This is a genomic window from Streptomyces sp. NPDC002935 (assembly GCF_040611295.1).
GTDB lineage: Bacteria > Actinomycetota > Actinomycetes > Streptomycetales > Streptomycetaceae > Streptomyces.
This window is the reverse complement of record NZ_JBEXNW010000006.1, coordinates 298,927-319,196: the sequence shown is the minus strand read 5'-3', so window position 1 is coordinate 319,196 and position 20,270 is coordinate 298,927. Positions and strand designations below refer to the sequence as shown.

Annotated in this window: 19 protein-coding genes and 1 pseudogene; 11 read left to right on the top strand and 9 right to left on the bottom strand. The window is 69.4% G+C overall.

What is annotated here, in order from left to right; translation table 11 throughout:
* Window positions 1-80: 80 nt before the first annotated feature.
* The 3 genes from ABZX90_RS10950 to ABZX90_RS10940 form a co-directional block, all read right to left on the bottom strand.
* Window positions 81-1,532, bottom strand: coding sequence for an amidase (locus ABZX90_RS10950; protein WP_355203510.1), 1,452 nt, complete (start codon window positions 1,530-1,532; stop codon window positions 81-83).
* Window positions 1,533-1,727: 195 nt separating this feature from the next.
* Entirely contained in the window at window positions 1,728-2,159 is a 432-nt protein-coding gene (locus ABZX90_RS10945; RefSeq protein WP_355203507.1) for a GntR family transcriptional regulator, read from the bottom strand.
* Window positions 2,152-2,946, bottom strand: coding sequence for a hypothetical protein (locus ABZX90_RS10940; protein ID WP_351134350.1), 795 nt, complete (start codon window positions 2,944-2,946; stop codon window positions 2,152-2,154). The genes ABZX90_RS10945 and ABZX90_RS10940 overlap by 8 nt, the downstream gene beginning before the upstream one ends.
* A gap of 294 nt (window positions 2,947-3,240) precedes the next feature.
* Here ABZX90_RS10940 and ABZX90_RS10935 point away from each other — a divergent pair, with 294 nt between their 5' ends.
* The 6 genes and pseudogenes from ABZX90_RS10935 to ABZX90_RS10910 all read left to right on the top strand — a co-directional run bounded on the left by ABZX90_RS10935 (window position 3,241) and on the right by ABZX90_RS10910 (window position 9,674).
* Complete coding sequence (locus tag ABZX90_RS10935; protein WP_355203504.1) at window positions 3,241-3,585, top strand: hypothetical protein; 345 nt, start codon at window positions 3,241-3,243, stop codon at window positions 3,583-3,585.
* A 554-nt stretch (window positions 3,586-4,139) separates the two neighbouring features.
* A complete protein-coding gene (locus ABZX90_RS10930) occupies window positions 4,140-4,898 on the top strand; it encodes an SDR family oxidoreductase (protein ID WP_355203501.1) in 759 nt (252 codons plus the stop codon).
* Window positions 4,899-5,012: 114 nt separating this feature from the next.
* Complete coding sequence (locus ABZX90_RS10925; RefSeq protein WP_355203498.1) at window positions 5,013-5,630, top strand: VOC family protein; 618 nt, start codon at window positions 5,013-5,015, stop codon at window positions 5,628-5,630.
* Between the two features lie 100 nt (window positions 5,631-5,730).
* Window positions 5,731-7,199: pseudogene (locus ABZX90_RS10920) on the top strand (SMI1/KNR4 family protein); the annotation flags it as partial.
* Between the two features lie 230 nt (window positions 7,200-7,429).
* Window positions 7,430-8,908 carry a glutamate--cysteine ligase gene (locus tag ABZX90_RS10915; protein WP_351134358.1) on the top strand — a complete coding sequence of 493 codons (1,479 nt, stop codon included), beginning with the start codon at window positions 7,430-7,432 and terminating at the stop codon, window positions 8,906-8,908.
* Between the two features lie 187 nt (window positions 8,909-9,095).
* A complete protein-coding gene (locus tag ABZX90_RS10910) occupies window positions 9,096-9,674 on the top strand; it encodes a dihydrofolate reductase family protein (protein WP_355203495.1) in 579 nt (192 codons plus the stop codon).
* A gap of 90 nt (window positions 9,675-9,764) precedes the next feature.
* Here the strand turns inward: ABZX90_RS10910 and ABZX90_RS10905 are convergent, their stop codons facing one another.
* A complete protein-coding gene (locus tag ABZX90_RS10905) occupies window positions 9,765-10,697 on the bottom strand; it encodes a hypothetical protein (protein ID WP_355203492.1) in 933 nt (310 codons plus the stop codon).
* 202 nt (window positions 10,698-10,899) lie between these two features.
* Here ABZX90_RS10905 and ABZX90_RS10900 point away from each other — a divergent pair, with 202 nt between their 5' ends.
* From ABZX90_RS10900 to ABZX90_RS10885, 4 genes are all read left to right on the top strand, one after another.
* On the top strand, window positions 10,900-11,646 hold the full coding sequence (locus tag ABZX90_RS10900; RefSeq protein ID WP_355203489.1) for a phosphotransferase: 747 nt from the start codon (window positions 10,900-10,902) through the stop codon (window positions 11,644-11,646).
* A gap of 148 nt (window positions 11,647-11,794) precedes the next feature.
* Window positions 11,795-11,980 carry a DUF1737 domain-containing protein gene (locus ABZX90_RS10895; protein WP_355203486.1) on the top strand — a complete coding sequence of 62 codons (186 nt, stop codon included), beginning with the start codon at window positions 11,795-11,797 and terminating at the stop codon, window positions 11,978-11,980.
* A gap of 293 nt (window positions 11,981-12,273) precedes the next feature.
* On the top strand, window positions 12,274-12,597 hold the full coding sequence (locus ABZX90_RS10890) for a YciI family protein (RefSeq protein WP_351134366.1): 324 nt from the start codon (window positions 12,274-12,276) through the stop codon (window positions 12,595-12,597).
* Window positions 12,594-13,823 carry a sigma-70 family RNA polymerase sigma factor gene (locus ABZX90_RS10885; RefSeq protein ID WP_355203483.1) on the top strand — a complete coding sequence of 410 codons (1,230 nt, stop codon included), beginning with the start codon at window positions 12,594-12,596 and terminating at the stop codon, window positions 13,821-13,823. Before ABZX90_RS10890 ends, ABZX90_RS10885 begins: the two co-directional genes overlap by 4 nt.
* Before the next feature lie 42 nt (window positions 13,824-13,865).
* On the opposite strand, the gene ABZX90_RS10880 is transcribed toward ABZX90_RS10885, so the two are convergent.
* Window positions 13,866-15,353: an MFS transporter gene (locus ABZX90_RS10880; RefSeq protein WP_355203480.1), complete on the bottom strand. Its 1,488-nt coding sequence runs from the start codon at window positions 15,351-15,353 to the stop codon at window positions 13,866-13,868.
* 72 nt (window positions 15,354-15,425) lie between these two features.
* Between ABZX90_RS10880 and ABZX90_RS10875 the strand changes: the two genes are divergently transcribed.
* The gene (locus ABZX90_RS10875) at window positions 15,426-16,430 is read left to right on the top strand and encodes a helix-turn-helix domain-containing protein (protein ID WP_355203477.1); all 1,005 of its coding nucleotides are present in this window, start codon (window positions 15,426-15,428) and stop codon (window positions 16,428-16,430) included.
* Window positions 16,431-16,540: 110 nt separating this feature from the next.
* On the opposite strand, the gene ABZX90_RS10870 is transcribed toward ABZX90_RS10875, so the two are convergent.
* The 4 genes from ABZX90_RS10870 to ABZX90_RS10855 form a co-directional block, all read right to left on the bottom strand.
* Window positions 16,541-16,807, bottom strand: coding sequence for a hypothetical protein (locus tag ABZX90_RS10870; protein WP_355203474.1), 267 nt, complete (start codon window positions 16,805-16,807; stop codon window positions 16,541-16,543).
* A gap of 105 nt (window positions 16,808-16,912) precedes the next feature.
* Window positions 16,913-17,845 carry a hydroxymethylbilane synthase gene (gene hemC, locus ABZX90_RS10865; RefSeq protein ID WP_355203471.1) on the bottom strand — a complete coding sequence of 311 codons (933 nt, stop codon included), beginning with the start codon at window positions 17,843-17,845 and terminating at the stop codon, window positions 16,913-16,915.
* Between the two features lie 209 nt (window positions 17,846-18,054).
* Window positions 18,055-18,729 carry a DUF6461 domain-containing protein gene (locus ABZX90_RS10860; protein ID WP_355203613.1) on the bottom strand — a complete coding sequence of 225 codons (675 nt, stop codon included), beginning with the start codon at window positions 18,727-18,729 and terminating at the stop codon, window positions 18,055-18,057.
* 42 nt (window positions 18,730-18,771) lie between these two features.
* Window positions 18,772-20,004, bottom strand: coding sequence for a cytochrome P450 (locus ABZX90_RS10855; RefSeq protein WP_355203468.1), 1,233 nt, complete (start codon window positions 20,002-20,004; stop codon window positions 18,772-18,774).
* Window positions 20,005-20,270 lie beyond the last annotated feature (266 nt).

Below are 20,270 nucleotides of genomic sequence, written 5' to 3'. Positions count from 1 at the left end.
TCTCCAGCAGCGGTGCGGCGCCGGTGCGGCCTGATCTGCGAGCGAGTGGCCGACGCACTTCGTCGCCTTCGTGGTGCGCCCTACCTCGGCGCCTGGAAGCCGCCGATCTCCTGCTCGAGCAGTTCGGCCAGCCGCAGCGGGGTGCGGTCCTCGAACATCGGACCGATGAGCTGCACTCCCACCGGCAGACCCTCGGCGGACCGGCCCGCGGGTATGGCGGTGGCGGGTAGGCCTGGCATGGAGGCCAGGCCGGCCCAGACGAGCTGGTCGAAGTACGGGTACTCGACGCCGTCGATGTCGATCCGGCGTTTCATCAGGTCGGGGTTGTGGTCGTGCGGGAACGCGGGGGTGGGCGTGATGGGACACACCACGGCGTCGAACTCGGCGAAGAGCTGCCGCCAGCCGTGGCGGTGGAGCTCGCGACGGCTGTTCGCCTCGATCCAGTCGCGGTGGCTGAACACCATGCCGCGCAGCCGCGCCGCATCGAGACTCTGGTCGTCCGCGCTCAGTCCGGCGGCGCGAGTCTGCAGCTGCTCGTACGCTTCGACGGGAAAACGTGCAACGGAGCCCGAAAACAGCAACTGCGTGTAGAGCATCGCGGCTTCGGTCAGATCGGGCAGTACCGGAGTGTGCCGTTCGACGCGGGCGCCACTGTCGGCGAGCGCGTCCGCCACCCGGTTCACGCCCGCCCGCACAGCGGCCCCGGTCGGAATGAGTGGATGCTTGTCGAGCACCAGAACCCGGAATTCGCAGAGCCGCTCGTGGCGCGCGGGCGGCAGCGTCAAGGCGTGCGCCACACCGAGCGTCAGCGGGTCCGGTCCGGCCATGACGTCGAGCAGGAGCGTGAGATCGCGGGCAGTGCGCGCCATCGGACCGACGACGGCGAGGTCAAGTTCGGCCGGCAATGCTGGGCCGGGCGGCGGGACCATACCGCGGGTCGCCGCCAGCCCGAGCGTCGGCTTGTGTGCGTAGACACCACAGAAATGTGCTGGGGTGCGCAACGAACCGGCCAGGTCGGAACCGATGGACAGCGCGCCGAATCCGGACGCCAGGGCCGCGGCTGATCCGCCGGAGGATCCACCGGGCGTGCGAACGTGATCCCACGGGTTGTTGGTGGTGCCGTGGATCTCGTTGAAGCTCTGCAGATCTTGCAGCCCCAAGGGCACATTGGTCTTACCGAGCACCACCGCGCCTGCGGCCTTGAGCCGCGACACCTGCACCGCGTCCTCGGCCGGCATGTAGTTCCGGTGCGGCGGCATGCCCCAGGTCGTGGGCAGCCCGACGATGTTGTAGGACTCTTTGACCGTCACCGGAATGCCGAGCAGCGGCCGGTCCTCACCGCGGGCGCGCGCCTGGTCGGCACCGCGCGCGGCGGCCCGTGCACGGTCGAAGTCCGGCACACAGATCGCGTTGATCGCCTTGTCGACCCGCTCGATACGGGCGATCGCCTCATCGGTCAGTTCCGCCGAGGTCACCTCACCGGCACGCAAGGCAGCTGCGAGTTCTTCGGCCGTCTGAAAATTCCACTCCATGAATCCGACCGTACGGGCCTCCGGAACAGGTCACGAAATGCCGCTTCGCACAACGGCATTGATGTCGCCATACTCATCCCGCTCCTCTCCGGCCACGGACAATTCGCCTCACCGCTGACGACGGCGACGCGCGGCGGCATCGGTGGTCAGCCTATGAGTGGGGTGGTAGCTCCGGTCACTCGACGATGAGGACGGCTACCGTCTGGGGCCACCCGCTCCGCTCTCGTCGGCGGCCGTGGAGGAGGCGGGCCCCGGGTCCAGGGCGTCGCGGACGGCGGTCAGGATGTCCTCGGTGTCGGCGCCGAGCGCTCGGGCGGCTGAGGTGAAGTCCCGTGTCAGAGTGGCGAGTTGGCTGGCATCGTGCGCGTGCGATTCTGATGGGAGCGCCGCGACCCGGGTGCCCGCGCCACGGCGGGTGCGGATCAGCTCGGTAGTCTCCAGCTCGCGGTAGGCGCGGGCCACGGTGCCCGGCGCCAGACCGAGGTCAGCCGCGAGCTGGCGCACGGTCGGCAGGCGCTCGCCCTCGGCCAGTCGGCCGGTGCGGATCAGCGCGGCCAGCTGAGAGCGGATCTGCTCGTACGGCGGTACCTGACTAGTGGTGTCGACACGGACGGCGGAGTCACTCATCGTCGAACGTCCCATCGCCGGCTGCCTCGTCTTCGACCGCCCGGGGTGCCACCACGGTGACCAGGGACCATCCGAAGGTGAACATGCTCAGCAGGCCCAGGGGGCAGATCGCCACGATCGTGGCGGCGCCCAGCGGGCCGGCACAGGCCTTGTCCGTGAGCGCGACGAATAGCATCAAGACGACGAGCATCACCTGGCTCGACACCAGCAGCCCCCAGGCTCCGGTGATCGCCCACGCGCGATCGCGGCGCTGCTGATCGTCGCCCGGGCCGTGAGCGATGCGGCGCAGGGCCCAGACGCAGACGGGAGTTCCGACCGCGAGGGCGGCGATCATCGGGCCGCTGTAGTACAGGCCGGGCCAGGGACCCAGGGATGTGCGTATCCCTTCACAGGTGACGATCATGACACGCCCCGCTCTGCCTGTGCGGTCAAAGTCGGAGGAGGCCGTGACCGCCCCCATCAGCAGCATGGTGACGAGGGACGCCGCCTGCAGAAGAAGCAGGGGCGTCATACGGGGCGGCACTTGGTCTCGGACCAGCCGCGGGGCGAGGCTCGCTGTGCGTACCGCTTCCTGGGGATGCAGGGTCAGGGCGTCGCCGAGCAGGACACCGCCCACCGCGCACAGGCCGAAAGCGGTGATGGCGAACACGAGAGGCATCGTGATGTCGCCGCTGTCCATCGTGACCAAGTGCTGAGCGACCACGATGCCGATGGCCAGGCCGGACCAGCGCGCGTAGTGGTCGGCGTGGGCGAGGAACCGGGACTGGAGCGGGACGGTGTCGAGCATATGGAGATCCCCCGGATAATCTTGTATCAAGCGGTGGGTACAAGATGCCCTGGGCGGAATCTTGTGTCAAACGCTCGGTACAAGGCGGTACGCAGGAGGGCAGCTTCTGGCACGGGGTTTCAGCCGGCGCAAGGGGGACGGCCTCCGGCCCAGGGTGCCCGCTGGTCGTGCCCGTGAGCGTGCCCATGGTGTGCCCGTGGCCGTGCCCATGGTGTGCCCAAGGTGTGCCCATGATCGAGAAGGTGCGATGCCCTCACGCCCCCGCCTGTCAGTGGTGATCGCCATCATGGGGAAATGACCAACCCGCACCTGACAACCGGCAGCGTCTGGCGGCTCCACCACGGCGACCGGGAGATTGCCCGGCTGACCGTGACCGGCACCGACATGCCGTGGGCTCATGCCGAAGCGGAGACCCTTCCTGGCTTTGAAGAGTTCCGTCTCCTCTTCACTGAGCAAGAGCGGGCTGTCGATGAGGAGGACTGGGAGCAGGCCGACGCCTTCCACACACAGATCCGCAGTGCGCTCACCATGACGTTCCCCGACGGCAGCCCGGTCGCTGAGTTCATGCTGCACATCCACGACGACGGCACCGCCGGCTGGCGCTGGCACGACGAGCCCTTCGACGCGGTGAACCAGTGACACGTCGAGTTGCAGGAGCCCGAAAACAAGGTTGTCGGCCGATGAGTTCGAGATCGTTTGGTCGACCGCCTGTGGGCAGCTTCAGGATCGTCAGCGGCGCCATCCATCCTGAACGCATCCACTGCTTTCATGAGACGGACGAACCCATCCCGGTTGCCGCACGCAGCGGGATCTGACGACATGTCGGTTGTCGACTGCGTGGACTCTCCTGGCCAGGTCGATGCCATCCGCGCTTCGCGGCCTGCCTCCCGAGACGCAATGTCGCACGACTGGAATCCGGTCGACGACGACCACCGCCCGACCCGCGGCGCGGATGCCGTCCAGTCGAACGAGTGACAGACTGAATGTCGAATCGGCGGTCTGTGCCGGAGGGCATGGGGCATGACGCGGCCAGCGCAAGAAGCCCCAGCCGAGGGGTATGGCGAGCGCGGTGCGCACCTGGTCGAAACAGGCTGGAGCCTTCCACCACCTCCCTTCGGCAGGGGCCGAAGCCGGCGTTCGTAGGCGCGAGCGGGGAACGTGCGGAATCCATGTTCTGAGGGTGGTGACCCCCTGTGAGTGGGACCGATGGAGAAGCCGGTGGAGCACGTGGAGGGCTTGCCGGGCAGACGGTCGTGGTGGTGGGAGGCAGCGCGGGCATCGGTCTGGAGACCGCGCGACAGGTACGTGCGGCCGGCGGCGAGCTGGTTCTCGTGGCGCGCGACGCCGGACGCCTCCAGCGGGCCGCGGACGAACTGAACCCGCTGAGCACGGCCGCGTTCGACGCCCGGGACGTCGAACGCCTGGAGCGCTTCATCGGAGAGCTGCCTGGGCAGGTCGACCATGTGATGGTCACGGCAGGCAGCCCGTCGTACACCCCCATCGCCGAACTCGACCTCGCCAAGGCCGGGTATGACTTCGGCGGGCGTATCGCGATGATGCTGGCAGTGGCGCGGGCGAGCCGGGACAAGGTCAGAGCTGGGGGAACGTTGCTGTTCATCGGCGGCACCGGCGGCCGGCGGCCCGCGCTCGGGATGGCCGTGACGGGCGCTCTCACCGCGGCGCTGCCGGCCCTGACCGCCAACCTGGCACTGGAGGTCGCTCCTGTTCGGGTCAACCTCATCGCGGCCGGGTTCGTGGACACACCGCTGTCGGCCTCCCTCCTCGGTGACCAACTCGAAGCACGACGCGAGGAGTTGAGGAAGACACTGCCCATCGGCCGGGTGGTCGGACCTGAGGATGTAGCCGCCCTCGCACTGCACATCATGGCCAACAGCGCCCTCACTGGCGCCACATACGACATCGACGGCGGCCAGCAGCTCGTCGCGCACTGACCCGTTCACTGCCCCCGGCCCAAGCCGCAGCAAGCCTTCGGGCGCGGCCCGGCGCCACTCGCGGATCACGTCGTCGCGGTATCCCGTCGGGGTCCGAGACGAGAGGAACAAGCCATGGACATGAAACTCGAGGTTGTCGTGGTGCCGGTGTCCGACGTCGACCGGGCCAAGGACTTCTACACGGCGCTGGGCTGGAGACTCGACGCGGACGTCGCGACCGACGGGGACTTCCGGGTGGTGCAGATGACCCCTCCGGGTTCCCCGGCTTCGGTCATCTTCGGCAGATCGGTCACCGATCAGCCCTCGGGATCCGCTCGCGGACTGCACCTCGTCGTTGACGACATCAAGGCCGCCCGCGACGAGCTGAGCCGGGGCGGAGCCGACCCGAGCGATGTGTTTCACGACGCCGGCGGCGTCTTCCACCACGCCGGCACTGATGCCCGGGTGCCCGGCCCCGATCCTCAACGCGGCAGTTACGGCTCCTTCCTGTCGTTCAGCGACCCGGACGGCAACGGCTGGATCCTGCAGGAGATCACCACACGGCTTCCGGGACGGCTGGACCCCGCGACCACCTCGTTCGCCTCGGCCGAGGACCTTGCGAGCGCGCTGCGGCGGGCCGCGGCGGCGCACGGCGAGCACGAGGCACGCATCGGGGCGGAGGACCCGGACTGGCCGACCTGGTACGCGCAATACATGGTGAGCGAGCAGGCGGGGACGGAACCGCCCTCGTGAGCGGTCGGACGCATTGCTGCACCGCCCACATCGTCGTCGTCTTGGACACCTACCAGCAGTCAGCGGAGCACTGTCAGTGTCGGGTGGCAGCATCGGACGTATGACGGACACCACGGCATTCGACTGGCGGTCCCTCCTGCTCAGGTGGAGCGGGGAGTGGGCGGATTCCCTTCCGGACGACGAGACGCGGGGCGAGGACGACGAGACCGCGCGGCAAGCGCGGTGGCTGGGGTTCCCGCCCGCGTCCGAGGAGCGAATCGCCGCCATGGAGGAGCGCCTCGGCCAGCGGATGCCCCCGTCGTACCGGGAGTTCCTCAAGGTCAGCGACGGATGGCGGCACGCGGGCGGGTTTGTGTGGCTCCTGGCGGGGACCGAGGGCGCGCGCTGGCACAACAACGAGTCGGGACTCGCGGACATGTTCGAGGAGTACCTGGACGAGGACGCCGGGCCCGAGGAGCGGCGGGAGGTGGACATCTGGCGGCGCGGGCTGCAGCTCGACGTCGAGTCCGACATCACCCACGTCCTCCTGGATCCCGAGGACGTGGACGAGGACGGTGAGTGGGCCGTGTACACATGGGCGAGCTGGCGGGCCGCTCCGCCCGAGCGGTACGCCAACTTCCTTGAGTTCATGCGGGACATGTACCGGGAGTTCCACAGCCTGCGGACGCACCGGAGCGACGGGGATCCGGTGTTCGCCAACGACACGACGCGACAGTTGGACGGCCTGATGGAGGGAGCCCGGCTGGAAGCGCTGAGCGGCGGCTGGGAGCAGGCTGCGAAGGCGCTGGACGAGGCCAAGGGGTATGGCAGGCCGCGGGCTGCCGGGCTGGGCGACCAGATACGTCGCCTGCTCGGACAGACCTACATGGTGTACTTCGAGGATCTGGTGACGGACCCGCAGTACGCGCCCGAGCTGCTGCCGCCGCTGGTCGCCGAGCACGCGGCGCACTCGTACCAGGACGACTCCACGCTGATGTTCCACTTGCGGGGCGCCGACGACGACGTGGTGTCACTGGCTTACGCGACGCTGGATCAGGTGAGGAATGGCACGTACCGGTACACGGCGGCCGGACCCTTCGGGGAGGCGGTCGAGAGGGCGCGGGAACTGGCGCGGTGGGGAGACACCGACGGGGCATGGCGGACGCTGATGGACGCTCTGCCCCTGTGGGAGCCGCTGGGGCCGGACCATCTGGCGCCGCTGGGGTGGGTGGCCGACCCGGTGCTCGGGCCGCTGCTGACCGAGGAGCGGGGCCGGGAGCTGCTGTGCACGCCGAGGGGCGGGCAGGCAGGCAGGTGAGGCACCGAGGCGGACGGCCGCGCTCGACCCGGGTGACCTGGCCTGGCTCGCGGAGCCTGACCGGAGCAGCAACCGCACCTCTTTCCGGTTCGTCCTGGGCCCGGCATGGGGAACCGTTCTTCCACCTTTCGGTGGCGCGAGATGGTGGCGAGCAGTATGCATTCACGTACGTGGACGGAGAGATCCGGCGGAGCGGGGAGATACCGCGGGCGCTGGATCCGAACCGGTTCTTGGGCACTCCGGAGGACGGGGCCGCGGTGGAACGGTCGCTACGCTGTGCGCTGTGCTCTGTCTGCGGGCTCGGCAGACTCTGCGGGCTCTGCGGGCTCTGCGCGGTCGCCGTGGTGGCGGTGACCGGACGCCATGGACAGGCCGGGGCCAGCTGAGGCGGCCCCCGGTCGCGGCCCCGCCCACGGCGTGGGGCCCGTCCCGCATGGTCAGACCCGCTCCGTGGTGCGACGCTGGAGGGGAGAGGTATCCGTGGGGCCACCCAGGAGGGCCGATGGGACGCGACGTTCCGGCGCTGGTCTTCACCCGCGAGGACCGTCGCCGGTACCGGATCAAGATGCAGGAATGTCTCGACGCCTTCGCACAGATGCTGCGCGAGTCACGGTTCGACACGGAGCGCCCTCAGGTGGGCCTGGAGATCGAGCTGAATCTGACCGATGCCGAGGGCGAGCCGACCATGCGGAGCGGTGACGTGCTCGACGCCATCGCCGATCCCGCCTGGGACACCGAGCTGGGCCGGTTCAATCTGGAGATCAACATTCCTCCCCGGCGGCTGACCGCGGGCGGACCCGACGCCTGGGAGGAGGAGATCCGCGCCGCGCTGAACCACGCGGACGAGCGCGCCCGGACCATCGGCGTCCATCTGATCATGATCGGCATCCTGCCCACCCTGCGGGAGGAAGACGTCGGCCCGAAGGCCCTGTCCGAGAACGCCCGCTACCACCTGATCAACGAGCAGGTCTTCGCGGCACGCGGCGAGGATCTGCTGATCGAGGTGAACGGTGTCGACCGACTGCGGACCTACGCGGACACCATCACGCCGGAGGCCGCGTGCACGAGCACGCAGTTCCATCTCCAGGTGTCACCGGAGGAGTTCGCCGACTACTGGAACGCGGCGCAGGCGATCGCCGGAGTCCAGGTCGCGCTGGCGGCCAACTCGCCCTTCCTGTTCGGCAAGGAGCTGGCGCACGAGACCCGCATCCCGCTCTTCGAGCAGGCGACGGACACCCGCCCGCAGGAGATCAAGGCACAGGGAGTACGGCCCCGGGTATGGTTCGGGGAGCGGTGGATCACCAGCGTCTTCGATCTCTTCGAGGAGAACCTGCGTTACTTCCCGGCGCTGCTGCCCCTGTGCGAGGACCAGGACCCCACCCAGACGCTGGACCGCGGAGACACCCCGGACCTGTCCGAACTCACCCTGCACAACGGCACGATCTACCGATGGAACCGTCCGGTCTACGCCGTCGCCCAGGGAAGACCGCACCTGAGAGTGGAGAACCGCGTGCTGCCCGCGGGCCCGACGGTCGCCGATACCCTCGCCAACGGCGCCTTCTACTACGGCCTCACCCGCGCTCTGGTGGACGAGGACCGGCCGGTGTGGTCACGGATGTCCTTCTCGGCCGCGGAGGACAACCTGCACGCCGCGGCACGAGAGGGCATCGACGCCCGCCTGTACTGGCCAGGAGCGGGCGAGGTACCGGTGCCCGAACTCGTCCTGCGACGCCTGCTGCCGCTGGCGCACCAGGGCCTGGAGCGCTCGGGCATGGACGCGGTCTGGCGGGAACCGCTGCTCGGCATCATCGAGCAGCGGTGCGTCACCGCGCGCAACGGCGCGGTCTGGCAGAAGGAGATGCTGCACCGCTTCGAAGCGTCGGACCACTGCGGCCGCCACGAAGCCCTGCGGCGCATGACACAGCAGTACATCGACTACATGCACCTCAACGCGCCGGTCCACACGTGGCCGGTGGACTGACGAAAGCAGCACATCCCGCGACGCAAGGTGTCGCCGATCGCGTGGACGTCCACCCTCTCGGCCGTAGTAGAGCTCCTGTCTCGCATCCGGAGCGGTCTGACTCCAGGAGTCCCCGGGGCGATGAGTTTCGCCGTGGTCGCCTGTCTGTATTCCCAGCACGCGATCAACCGCACTCGAGGAGAGCATCATGACCGCTGCCTACACATTCGACGTCTTTTCCAGCCTCGACGGCTTCGGCGCCGCCAGCGGCAACTGGACCGGCTACTGGGGCAAGCAAGGCCCCGAACTCCTCGACCACCGCCTCGCCCTGTACGACGAGGAGCAGCGGATGATCTTCGGGGCCAACACCTATCGGGCGTTCGCGCAGATGCTGGCCTCAAGCACCGAGGAGTCCGAGGTGCGAGACCCATGGGTCACACGGATGAGGAGCCTGCCGGCAACGGTGGTGTCGACCACACTCGAAGGACCCCTCGACTGGCCGGATGCGAACGTCGCGAAGGGCGATGCCGTCGACGTCGTCGCTCGGCTCAAGGAGGAGTCCGAGGTACCGATGCGCTCGCACGGCAGCCTGTCGATGAACCGAGCCCTGATGGCCGCCGGTCTGGTCGACCGCGTCCAGGTGACGCTCTTCCCTGTGATCACCGGTCAGACCGGGCTGGACCCGATCTTCCAGGGAGCCGCCGATTTCGACCTTGAGCTGATCGAGTGCCGGACGCTCGACGGCCACATCCAAGAGCTCACGTACCGGCCCACCCTGCATGTCTGAGTCCATCCATGCACCCCACCCTGTCAAGCACCTTGTGCGGATGATCGCCAGGGCCGGCGGGAGGGACTCGGCAGGACTCAGGTACGGGGCTCACATACGGGGCCAGTCCTGGCCGACGGTCACCTCGCGTTCGATGCGACGCCACTGCGCCTCCCCGCCGGGCAGAGGCCAGGCCCAGCTCGGCTGTTGCGCGGTGTTCAGGTCGCGGAGGCGGCGGACGAGTTGTGGGCCGGCGGTGGCGGCACTGTCCGGAACAGTGGGGCCGTGAACGGCGCGGAGTTCGGCGAAGCGTGCCAGTTCGTACTCGTAGAAGCCCACGGCCTCATCGGTGCACGCGGCTAGGTCATCGCGCGGCACCGTGCGGTGCAACTGCAGCAGCGGAGGCTCGACGGACTCTGCGATCGCGGCCGCGAGCCGCGCGTGACCGTCCAGGATCAGATGGCAGTCCAGGCCGCTGACCCACCACAACAGCACGGGTGGGAGCGTCCCTTCCCGGGCCTGCTTGCGGTACGCCTTGACCCGACTGTCGTCGCTGCCGGGCATCGGCCGCAGCGGAAGGATCTCCCACGAACCAGAATGGACGAACCAGTCGATGTATCCGTCCGGATGGCCGTCGACGAGCATCGAGCTCCAGTACTCGGCATGCGAAGCGTCAGCGTGACGCCAGCGCCGAAGGGGACTCTCGCACGTGAGAAGCCATCGGCCCTCGTGCAGCGGGCTGTCCGGCGAGTCGATGAGGTACTGCGCGAAACGGTGAGCCCACCGTTCCTGGCTGCCCGCCAGGGCGCGCCCCACATCGGCGCGCAGCGGCGGGACGAAGGAGCGGTACTCGTCGGTGCGCCAGAAGTCCACGCCCTGGAGTTGCTCGTCAACAACAGCAAGCAGCACAGGCCGCGACAGCCGGGAGACCAGCAGTCGCGCCCCGGCACTGAACACGCACAGCCCCGGCAGGCTGCGGTCCTGTACGTCCAGGGACAGGCCCACCCAAGTGCCGTCGTCCCGCGTGACATTGCTGCGCTGCATGCCGAGAGCGTAGACGGAGGCTGCGAGGGACGCCGATGGCGCCCTCGGTAGCTGAAAAGCCGGCGATCCCCTCGCCGAGGGTCTGCGGCCCAGAGATCGGTGTCGTGCACGAGGCTGCCGGGTAGCGGGACGCGGTCGGCCGCGTAGTCACACGCGATAAACCCGGCGACGTCGGCGGTCATCCCCCGGATACTGGTCACCCATGGATGAGGTCGAAGTCGTCGTCGCCCATTCCGAGCGCGCGACCCTGCGCGTCGGCGACGTGTTCCTGAAGGTGGCCGCCGATCAGGCGCGCATCGACGTCGAGGTCGAGGCGATGGCCCTGGCGCCGGTCCCGACCCCGGAGGTCCTGTGGCGCAAGCCGCCCGTGCTCGCGACGGCTGCACTCCCGGGGACGACGCTTGGGCGCCTCGGCGGGCCGTCGACCGGGTCGCCGGCGGCGTGGGCCGCGGCGGGCGCCGCCATCCGAAAGCTGCACGACGCGCCGTTGCCGGCCCGGCCCGGCCGGGCCGGCCGGAGCATCGTCGCGCTGGCGGCGGAACTCGACGACGAGTGCGAGTTGCTCGTGACGAATGGCCTCCTGCCCGCCGACCTGGTCACCCGCAACCGCCAGGTCGCCGAGGCCGCGCTCCGGCCGTGGACTCCGGCGTTCACTCACGGCGACCTGCAGATCGCGCACGTCTTCGTCGACGGCGACGAGGTCACCGGCATCATCGACTGGTCCGAGGCGGGCCAGGGTGATGCCCTGTACGACCTCGCCACCTTCACGCTCGGACACGAGGAGCACCTCGACGACGTCATCGCCGGCTATGGCACCGACATCGACCTCGACGTGATCCACGCGTGGTGGTCGTTGCGAAGCCTGCTGGTGGTTCGCTGGCTGATCGAGCACGGCTTCGACCCGTCCGCGCCGGGCTGCGAGGTCGACGTGCTGAGATCCCGGATGTGAGGCTGCGCGAGCCCGACTGCTGTGAGTGCGTTCTGACGCATCGAGCGTGCCATCCTCTGGGGCGATCACCCGCCCTTACGACCTGGGGAGCGATTGACTTCGGGACATGCCGGCTCGGCGGGCGGGTGTGTCTGGAATCCTTCTCCTCATGAGCACACCACCAGGGGGATTGCCCATCTACCGAGTCTTGACCGGACCGGACGACGCCGCGTTCTGCCAGCGTGTGAGTGAAGCGATTGGTCTTGGCTACGAACTGCACGAAGGCCCCGCCGTCACCTTCAACGGTGAGAGCGTCATCGTCGCTCAGGCGCTGGTCTGGCCGGCACGGTCGTAGGGACCTTGTGAGTGGCGGCAGTCGCGATCGGCCCGTGACGTGAGAAGGGCCGCATGGGTGGGGTGAGTTGTGAGGCTCACCTGGGGCGGCGCAGTGGCTGGCCGCCCTTGCCGCGGCTCGGCGGGACGGCCTGGATCAGCGGGATCAGTCGTGAACCCGGATCGCTCACAACCGGCGCACCAGAAAGACCTCGACAGCAGTCGGCGCGGTGTCGGATCGGGGCGGAGGTGTTCGTAGTAAGGGTGAGCGGTCGCCCGCCAGGGGCGCCCCCGAAGCACTGGAGGAGATCCGAGATGCAGTACCTGTTTTCCGTACTCCATGACAAGGCGGACCTCGGCACCCCGGACGAGATGGCTGCGATCCACGTGTTCAACGAGCGGCTCCAGGCCGAGGGCCACTGGGTCTTCGCCGGTGGCCTCGGTGCGCCGGGCACGGCCACGGTGATCGACAACCGCGGTGAGGAGGCGGTGTTCACCGACGGGCCCTACCTCGAATCGAAGGAGTACCTCGCCGGCTTCTGGATCATCGAGGCTCCCGACCTCGACGTGGCGCTCAAACTCGCGACCGAGGGGTCGAAGGCCTGCAACCGGAAGCTCGAGGTGCGACCGTTCCTGTGAGCGTGATCGACGCCCGGGAGGCGATCACCCAGGCCCACCACGAGGAGTGGGCGCGGGTGGTCGCCGCCCTGACCAGGCGTTTCGGTGACCTCGACACCGCCGAGGAGGCGGCGGCCGACGCGTTCGCGACCGCCGTCGAGCGGTGGCCGGCCGACGGCGTGCCGCCCAACCCCGGTGCCTGGCTGACCACGACCGCCAACCGCAAGGCCATCGACCGGATCCGGCGCGAGAGCAAGCGCGACGACAAGCAGAAGGAGGCTCAGATGTCATACGACGACCCGCCCGAGCCTCTCGGTCCCATCGAGGACGACCGGCTCCGGCTGATCTTCACCTGCTGCCACCCGGCGCTCGCGATGGAGACCCGCGTGGCGCTGACGCTGCGCATGGTCGGCGGTCTGACCCTGACCGAGATCGCCCGTGCCTTCCTGGTGCAGGAGAGTGCCATGGGGCGGCGGATCACCCGCGCGAAGGCCAAGATCAAGGCGGCACGCATCCCTTATCGGGTGCCGTCCGCGGAGGATCTGCCGGGACGCCTCTCGGGCGTGCTCGCCGTCCTCTTCCTCGTCTTCAACGAGGGCTACCTGGCGACCGGCCCCGACACCGATCCCGTACGCCACGACCTGACCGCCGAGGCGATCCGGCTCACTCGCCTGATCCGTGCCCTCCTGCCGCAGGACGGTGAGGTGGCCGGGTTGCTGGCGCTGATGCTTCTCACCGAGGCCCGCCGTACCGCCCGGGTCTCGCAGAGCGGCGAACTGGTCGCCCTCGACGAGCAGGACCGTGGGGCCTGGGACGCGGCGCTGATCGCCGAGGGCCATCGGCTGGTGCGCGAGCGCCTGGCCGCCGGTGTGGCTCCGGGTCGCTACCAGATCCTCGCGGCGATCAACGCCGTGCACACCTCCGCCCCCGACGTGCGCGACACCGACTGGTCGCAGGTCCTCGCCCTCTACGACCAGCTCGTCCGCCTCGACCCCTCACCGATCGTCGCCCTCAACCGGGCCATCGCGGTCGCCGAGCTCGACGGCCCGCAGGTGGCGCTGGCGCTCGTCGAGCGTCTCGCGGACGAGTTGGCCGGCTATCACGCCTACCACGCGACCCGAGCCGACCTGCTGCGTCGGCTGGGCCGCAGCCAGAAGGCGCGCGCGGCCTACGACAAAGCCATCGAGCTGGCAGGCAACACCGCCGAAAGCGCCCACCTCACCCGCCGCCGCGACCAACTGGGGTAGTCCCGCGGATCTGCGGAACATGTCCGTCCCACCGTCCCCATTTCAGCTCGTCTGATCGCTGTCCGGGATGGCCGATGACGGATGCCCAGTGGTCGTTGATCGAGCCGTTCCTGCCTGACCGGTCGCCGCGCCGCCGCGACCGGTGGCGGGCCCGGTGCCAGGTGATATCCGCGATCGCGTGGAAGTATCGCCATCCGCGGGAGCGGCTCGGCGCAGCGTGCGGATCGCCGGGATCGCGATCAGTGCCCCGCAGCCCGCCAGGCAGGCGACTGCCGAGACCAGCAGCAGGCGCTCCGGGGAGGCCATGGTGGTGGCCGGCCCCGCCAGTATCTGGCCGAGCGCGATTCCGGACACCGAGCCGGCCAACTCGTAGGCGGTGACCCGGTTGAGCACCGCGGGCGGGGTGTGGGTCTGCACGCTGGTCGCCCACATGACCGACCAGAACGCCCAGGCGCCCCCGCCGAGCACGTGGCCCGCCAGCAGCACCGGCAGTCCCGCGCCCAGCGACACGCAGAGCGGCAGCACGGTGAACAGCGCCATCGCCACCGCACCGGCGGCCAGTGGCCGGGCCGGGCGCAGCCGCAGCGCCAGCAGGCCGCCGAGCACCGTTCCGACGCCGAGGAAGGAGATCGCCAGACCGTAGGCGTTCGGGCCGAGCCGGGCGCCGACCAGCGCCGAGCTGAGCGGTACCAGCGGGCCGAAGAGCAGCACGCCGTAGCCCACCCAGATCAGGATCACCGCCCACATCCAGGTGCGGGAGCGGAACTCGTGCCATCCCTGGCGCAGGTCGCGGCGCAGTGAACTTCCGCTGGACTGGGGAGAGTCGGCGTCGTTCGGGGCGATCGCGAGCGCGCCGGTGGGGGCGAGTTCGCCGGTGGGGGCGAGTTCGCCGGTGGGGGCGAGTTCGCCGGTGGGGGCGAGGCGGATGAGCGCCAGGCACAGGGCGCTGAGTACGAAGGTGCCGCCGTCGATCGCGTACACGGTCCCGGCGCCGGTCAGTGCGATCAGCAGCCCCGCAAGGGCCGGGCCGAGCAGTTGGGCGAGCGCGTCGGCCACCTTGAGCGTGGCGTTGGCCCGTTGCGGCTCGCGGGCGACCAGCGGGACCATCCCGTTCACTCCCGGCTGGAACATGGCGGCGGCCGCACCGGCCAACGCCGCCATGGTCACCAGCAGCCAGAACGGCGGCGGCCCGGCGAAGAACGCGGCTGCCAGCACGCCCTGGGTGACCACCCGGGCGAGGTCCGCGCCGACCATCATGCGCCGCGCGCCCAGCCGGTCGGCGAACACGCCGCCGAACAGGACCAGGGCGACGAACGTCCCGGTCCAGGTGCCGAGGACGAAGCCGACTCCGGAGATCCCGTAGAGCGCGCCGACCGCGAGCGCGGCGGCCACCGGCATCATGGCGTCGCCGATGAGCGAGACCGTGCGGGCGGTGAAGTAGAGCGTGAAGCGCCGGTCCCACAAGGGCGGCCGGTCGCCGTACGGATCGCTGGACGGGACGGTCTGGGTCTGTGCCTGCGTGGTGGTCACAGCACGCCATCCTGGTCTGGACTAATCGGCCGCCCCAGTGTCCCGAACGACATGACTGGGTACTTTCGCGCCATGACGATTCGTTCGCTGCCGAAGTCCCCGGCGCTGCACCGGGTGGTGGCCCTGCTGCAGCCCCCGCAGTCGACCTTCCCGCTGGCGTGCGCGGCCGAGGTGTTCGGCGAGCACGGCCCGGCGATCCCCGCTCGCTACACGTTCGAGGTCTGCACGGAGCACCCCGGCCCGGTGCGCACCCAGGCCGGCTACGACCTGCTGGTCATGGCGGGCCTGGACGCGCTGGAGCGGGCGGACACGGTACTGGTCCCCGGCTGGCAGCAGGCTCCCGGCACCGAGGTGGCCCCGGCGGTCGTCGCGGCGGTCCGCCGGGCGCGCCTGCGCGGCGCACGGATCGTCGGCATCTGTTCGGGCGCCTTCGTGCTCGCCGCCGCCGGCTTGCTGGACGGCCGGCGGGCCGCCACCCACTGGGCCCAGGCCGCCGAGCTGGCCGCCCGGTTTCCGCAGGTCCGGGTCGACCCCGCGGTGCTCTACGTGGACCACGGCGACGTCGCCACCAGCGCCGGATCGACGGCCGGCGTGGACCTCTGCCTGCACCTGGTGCGCGCCGACCAGGGCGCCGCGTACGCGCTGCGGATCGCCCGGCAGATGGTCATGCCGCCACACCGCGAGGGCTGCCAGCTGCAGTACGCCGAGCTGCCCACTTCCGGGCCGGTCACCGACTCGCTGGCCCCGCTGCTGGAGTGGTTGGCCGGACGACTGGACCAGCCGATCAGCGTCACCGAGATGGCGGCCCGCTCCCAGGTCTCGGCCCGCACCCTGACCCGGCGCTTCACCGAGCAACTGGGCATCAGTCCCGGACGCTGGCTGCTGGACCGGCGGATCGCCGCCACCCGGGCGCTGCTGGAGGAGACCGACCTGCCGGTGGAAACCATCGCGCACCGGGTCGGCCTCTCCTCTGCCGTCAACCTGCGTCGGCGCTTCCACGAGGCCCTGCGCACCACGCCCGCCGCCTACCGGCGCGCGTTCCGCGCGAACGAGGCCGGGCAGGCCAAAGCCGGGTAGTCCCCGCCGCATGAGGCGCCGACCGAACCAGTTGCGACCGCCGAAGCGCTCCCTGGCACCCTCTCCGGTGCCTCAGGAGGAGAGGCACCGGATCCCTGCGCATCAAGCGGCTACTGGGCGGCTGCCCGGACCAGGTGGGTGTCGAAGACAGTCTCGAACCGCGTGGCCGCACCCTCCTCCACGTACCAGATGTATACGAAACGTGCGGTACCGGTCTTCCCGGTCCCGCGATGAACTCCGCTGTACCTGCCCGTCACGAAGACCCTGTCGCCGGTCGGACAGATCTCTTCCGGGGCGACCGTGAAATCGTCCCAGTCCAGCGCGAGCGGCCCCATGGCCCTCGCCAGGAGCTGCGTGCTCGCCGCCGGTGACGCCACGGCCACGGGATCAGCGCCAGAAAGCCGCGCCAGGACAATCCCCTCCAGGGTGATCCCGGCCTGAGGGGCTGTCGCCCGGTGACACGGATGCGCGACGTTCGGCCGTCAGTGGGCGATGCTGTCGATCAGTTCGCGGGCGCCCTGCCGGAGCAGAGCCAGTGCGACGGAAGCACCGAGGTCTGAGGGACTGAGTCGCCCGGCCCATTCGTGAGCGTTCAGGACGGTCTTTCCGTCCGGGCTGAACACGCAGGCGCGCAGCGACAGATCACCCCGAGATGCCTGCGCGTATCCGGCGATCGGGCTGTTGCAGTGGCCTTGGAGGACGTGCAGGAACATCCGCTCCGCGGTGGTCTCTCGATAGGTGTCGGAGTCGTTCAGACCGCTGATGATGTCGATGGTGGGGGTGTCGGTTTCACGGCACTGAAGAGCGAGAACGCCGGCACCGATCGGCGGGATCATCGCCTCGGTCGACAGGACCTCGGTGATCACGTCGGGCCGGCCGATGCGCTCCAGGCCGGACACGGCCAGCAGCAGAGCGTCGACCTCGCCCGCGGCGAGCTTGTCCAGGCGGCGGTTGGCGTTTCCGCGGAACGGCACGCATTCCAGATGCGGGTGGGAGGCGGCGAGTTGCGCGACCCTGCGCACCGAGGAGGTTCCGATCCGGGTTCCCGCAGGAAGCTCGTCGAGGAGCAGCCCACCGGGGTGGACGAGGGCGTCTCGGATGTCGTCACGCTTGAGGAACGCCGCGAAGGTCGTACCGGCCGGCAGCGGCCTGTCCGCCGGCACGTCTTTGACGCAGTGCACTGCGAGGTCCGCCTCCCCGGCGACGAGCGCGGCGTCGACCTCCTTCGTGAACGCCCCCTTGCCCTCGACCTTGGAGAGATCCCCCATCCATTTGTCGCCGGTTGTCTTGACCGGGATCACCACGGTCTGGATATCAGGATGAAGTAGGCGAAGCTCGGTGCGGACGCGCTCCACCTGGGCCAGGGCCATGGGCGAGTCACGGGAGACGATGCGGATCAGCTCAGGGGCGGACATGTCGTACACGATAGTGCGTCGGAGCCGGACTCCCGGTATCAACCCGGAGGCCCATCTCATCGGCACAGCAAGGACGTTGGGGGTATCGGGCAGGTGTGCGAGGACGACGACAGCGACTGACCCCGCCTGGCCGGTCCTCGGTTCAGGCAGCATGCCGTTCGACCCGAGGGGATCCGGCCCGGCAAGCCACGAAGCCCTGTGGTCGTGTCTCACCAGCGGTAAACAGGACCTCGCTGTCCGAGGGCGGCGTCAGTGAAAGCGGCTGCCGGAAGCTTCGCCTCCGTCTCCTCCCAGGGGAGGTTGATGCCGAGCTCGCCCTCCAGGAACCGCAGGAACGCGACATCGCCCAGCTCGTCACCGTGGTACACGAAGCCCAGCGCCACCTCGGCTGGGGCGCCGTTCGAAAGGTGTGGCAGGTCAGGCTCGAAGGACGTCACCGCATCACCGTGGCAGGCATAGCCGACGCGGCTGAAGCCCTTCGCGTTGCGATGCACGCAGAACGCCCGTCCCCGCTCGGACAGCGTCGAGAGGTACGTGCCTGTCCGACAGTGGAATTCCTCCAGCGCATACGCCCAGCCCGCCACCGAGCCGGCTCGGACGATGGTGTCCGGCGGGGCGGGCAGAAAGCCGGCGCTTGTCAGCTGGGCAACCGCCCTTTCGTCTTCCCAGTCCAGGAAGTCGAGGTCGCTGATGTGGTCCGCCTCATCCCTCAGCAGCAGCTCGCATGCTGCGGAGCGGGTGAGCGGGACCATGTGGCGCTCCTCGGCACCTACGCGGCGCAGCAGCTCGTCCGGCGAGAGGCCTTCGCTGAGTGTGAGCGTGAAGCTGGTGCTGTAGGCATCGGCTATCCAGCGCAGCCCGTTCTCCGTAGATCCCCGGTTCATCAAGCCGCCCTCGAGTATGCGTTCATGATCCCAGTAACGAAATCACTGATCCGTAGTGGCCTCCTCGGTGGTGCCGGTGCGCACCGGAAGGGCGAGCAGACCGCGGGATCGCATCGAGGGCCGCCATTGCAGTTCGCTCGGCGAGACGTCCAGGGCCATGTCGGGGAAGCGGTCGAGGAGCGCAGACAGCGCGATCTCGGTTTCCATACGGGCGAGGGGAGCGCCGAGGCAGTAGTGGATGCCGTGGCCCAGGGCGAGGTGACCGGTGGCGTCGCGGTCGATGTTGAAGCGGTCCGGGTCGGTGAAGCGGTGCGGGTCCCGGTGTGCGGCGGCAAGGGACAGCAGGACGGTTTCACCTGCCGGAATGGTTGCGCCGCTGATGGTGATGTCCTCGGTCGGAAACCGGCGGATGGCCAGGGGTACCGGGCCGTCGTAGCGGGCCAGCTCCTCCACCACGGCGCTCAGGCGCGTGGGATCGGCCCGGAGTTCGGCCAACTGATCGGGGTGGCGAAGCAGAGTCAGGACCGCGTTCCCGATGAGGTGAACGGTGTTCTCATACCCGGCGGCCAGGATGAGGAAGGCCAAGGACATCAACTCGTCCTCACTCAGCCGGTCTTCCTCATCGCGTACGGCGATCAGTGCGGAGAGGAGGTCATCGGCTGGGGCGGTTCGCTTGTCGGCGATGAGTTGTGTGAGGAACGACAGCATGCTGCCGACCGCTTCCTTGGCGAGGGACGGCCGCGCCGGATCGGGAGCGACGAGAGCGTCGGTCCATGACCTGAAGTCGAGCCGGTCGGCCGGCGCTACGCCGAGCAAGTCGCAGATCACGGTGATCGGCAGCGGCGCGGCGTACGAGACGATCAGGTCCGCGCGTTCATCCGCGGCGATGGCGTCCAGCAGTTGGTCAGCGGTGCGTTGGATCGGCTCGCGCAGCTGCTCGATCTGGCGCGGGGTGAAGGCCCGGGCCACCAGGCGCCTGATGCGGGTGTGGTCCGGGGGGTCCATGTTGAGCAGGTTCGCGTCCAACGCCGGTGGTAAGGCCATGCCCCGGTAGCCGCCGGGCGCCGCGTTGCGTTTGTCCAAAGAGAGCCGCGGGTCTGCGAGAGCCTCGCGTACGTCGTCATAGCGGGTCACCAGCCAGGCAGGCAGCCCGTCTGTCCCGGTGATCCGGTGAACGGGCCCGGCTTCGCGAAGCTGCGCATACACGGCGTACGGATCGTCGGCAAGTCCCGCAGGGTCGATAGGAGCCTGCCGACCGGAAGTTGTATAGGTCACGCCCTGAGCCTACTTAGAACGATCCGCACCGAGCGGCGCCGCCGGAACGGACGGCAGTCCAGACTCCGCCGGGCAGCCTACCCGCCGAGGGCCACCGGCACGTTGACGCAGCCGCAGACAGGGACTCCCCCGCCGGCCGGCCTTCGGCCTGTCCGGCTTGATGCAGGCGCAGCACCCATACGCAGCGGCACGGTGTACCCGTGAGTGCGGGCCAGACGTGGATTCAGGGCGGCTCGCCGCCGGGAGGGCGGCGAAGGCCAGGCCTC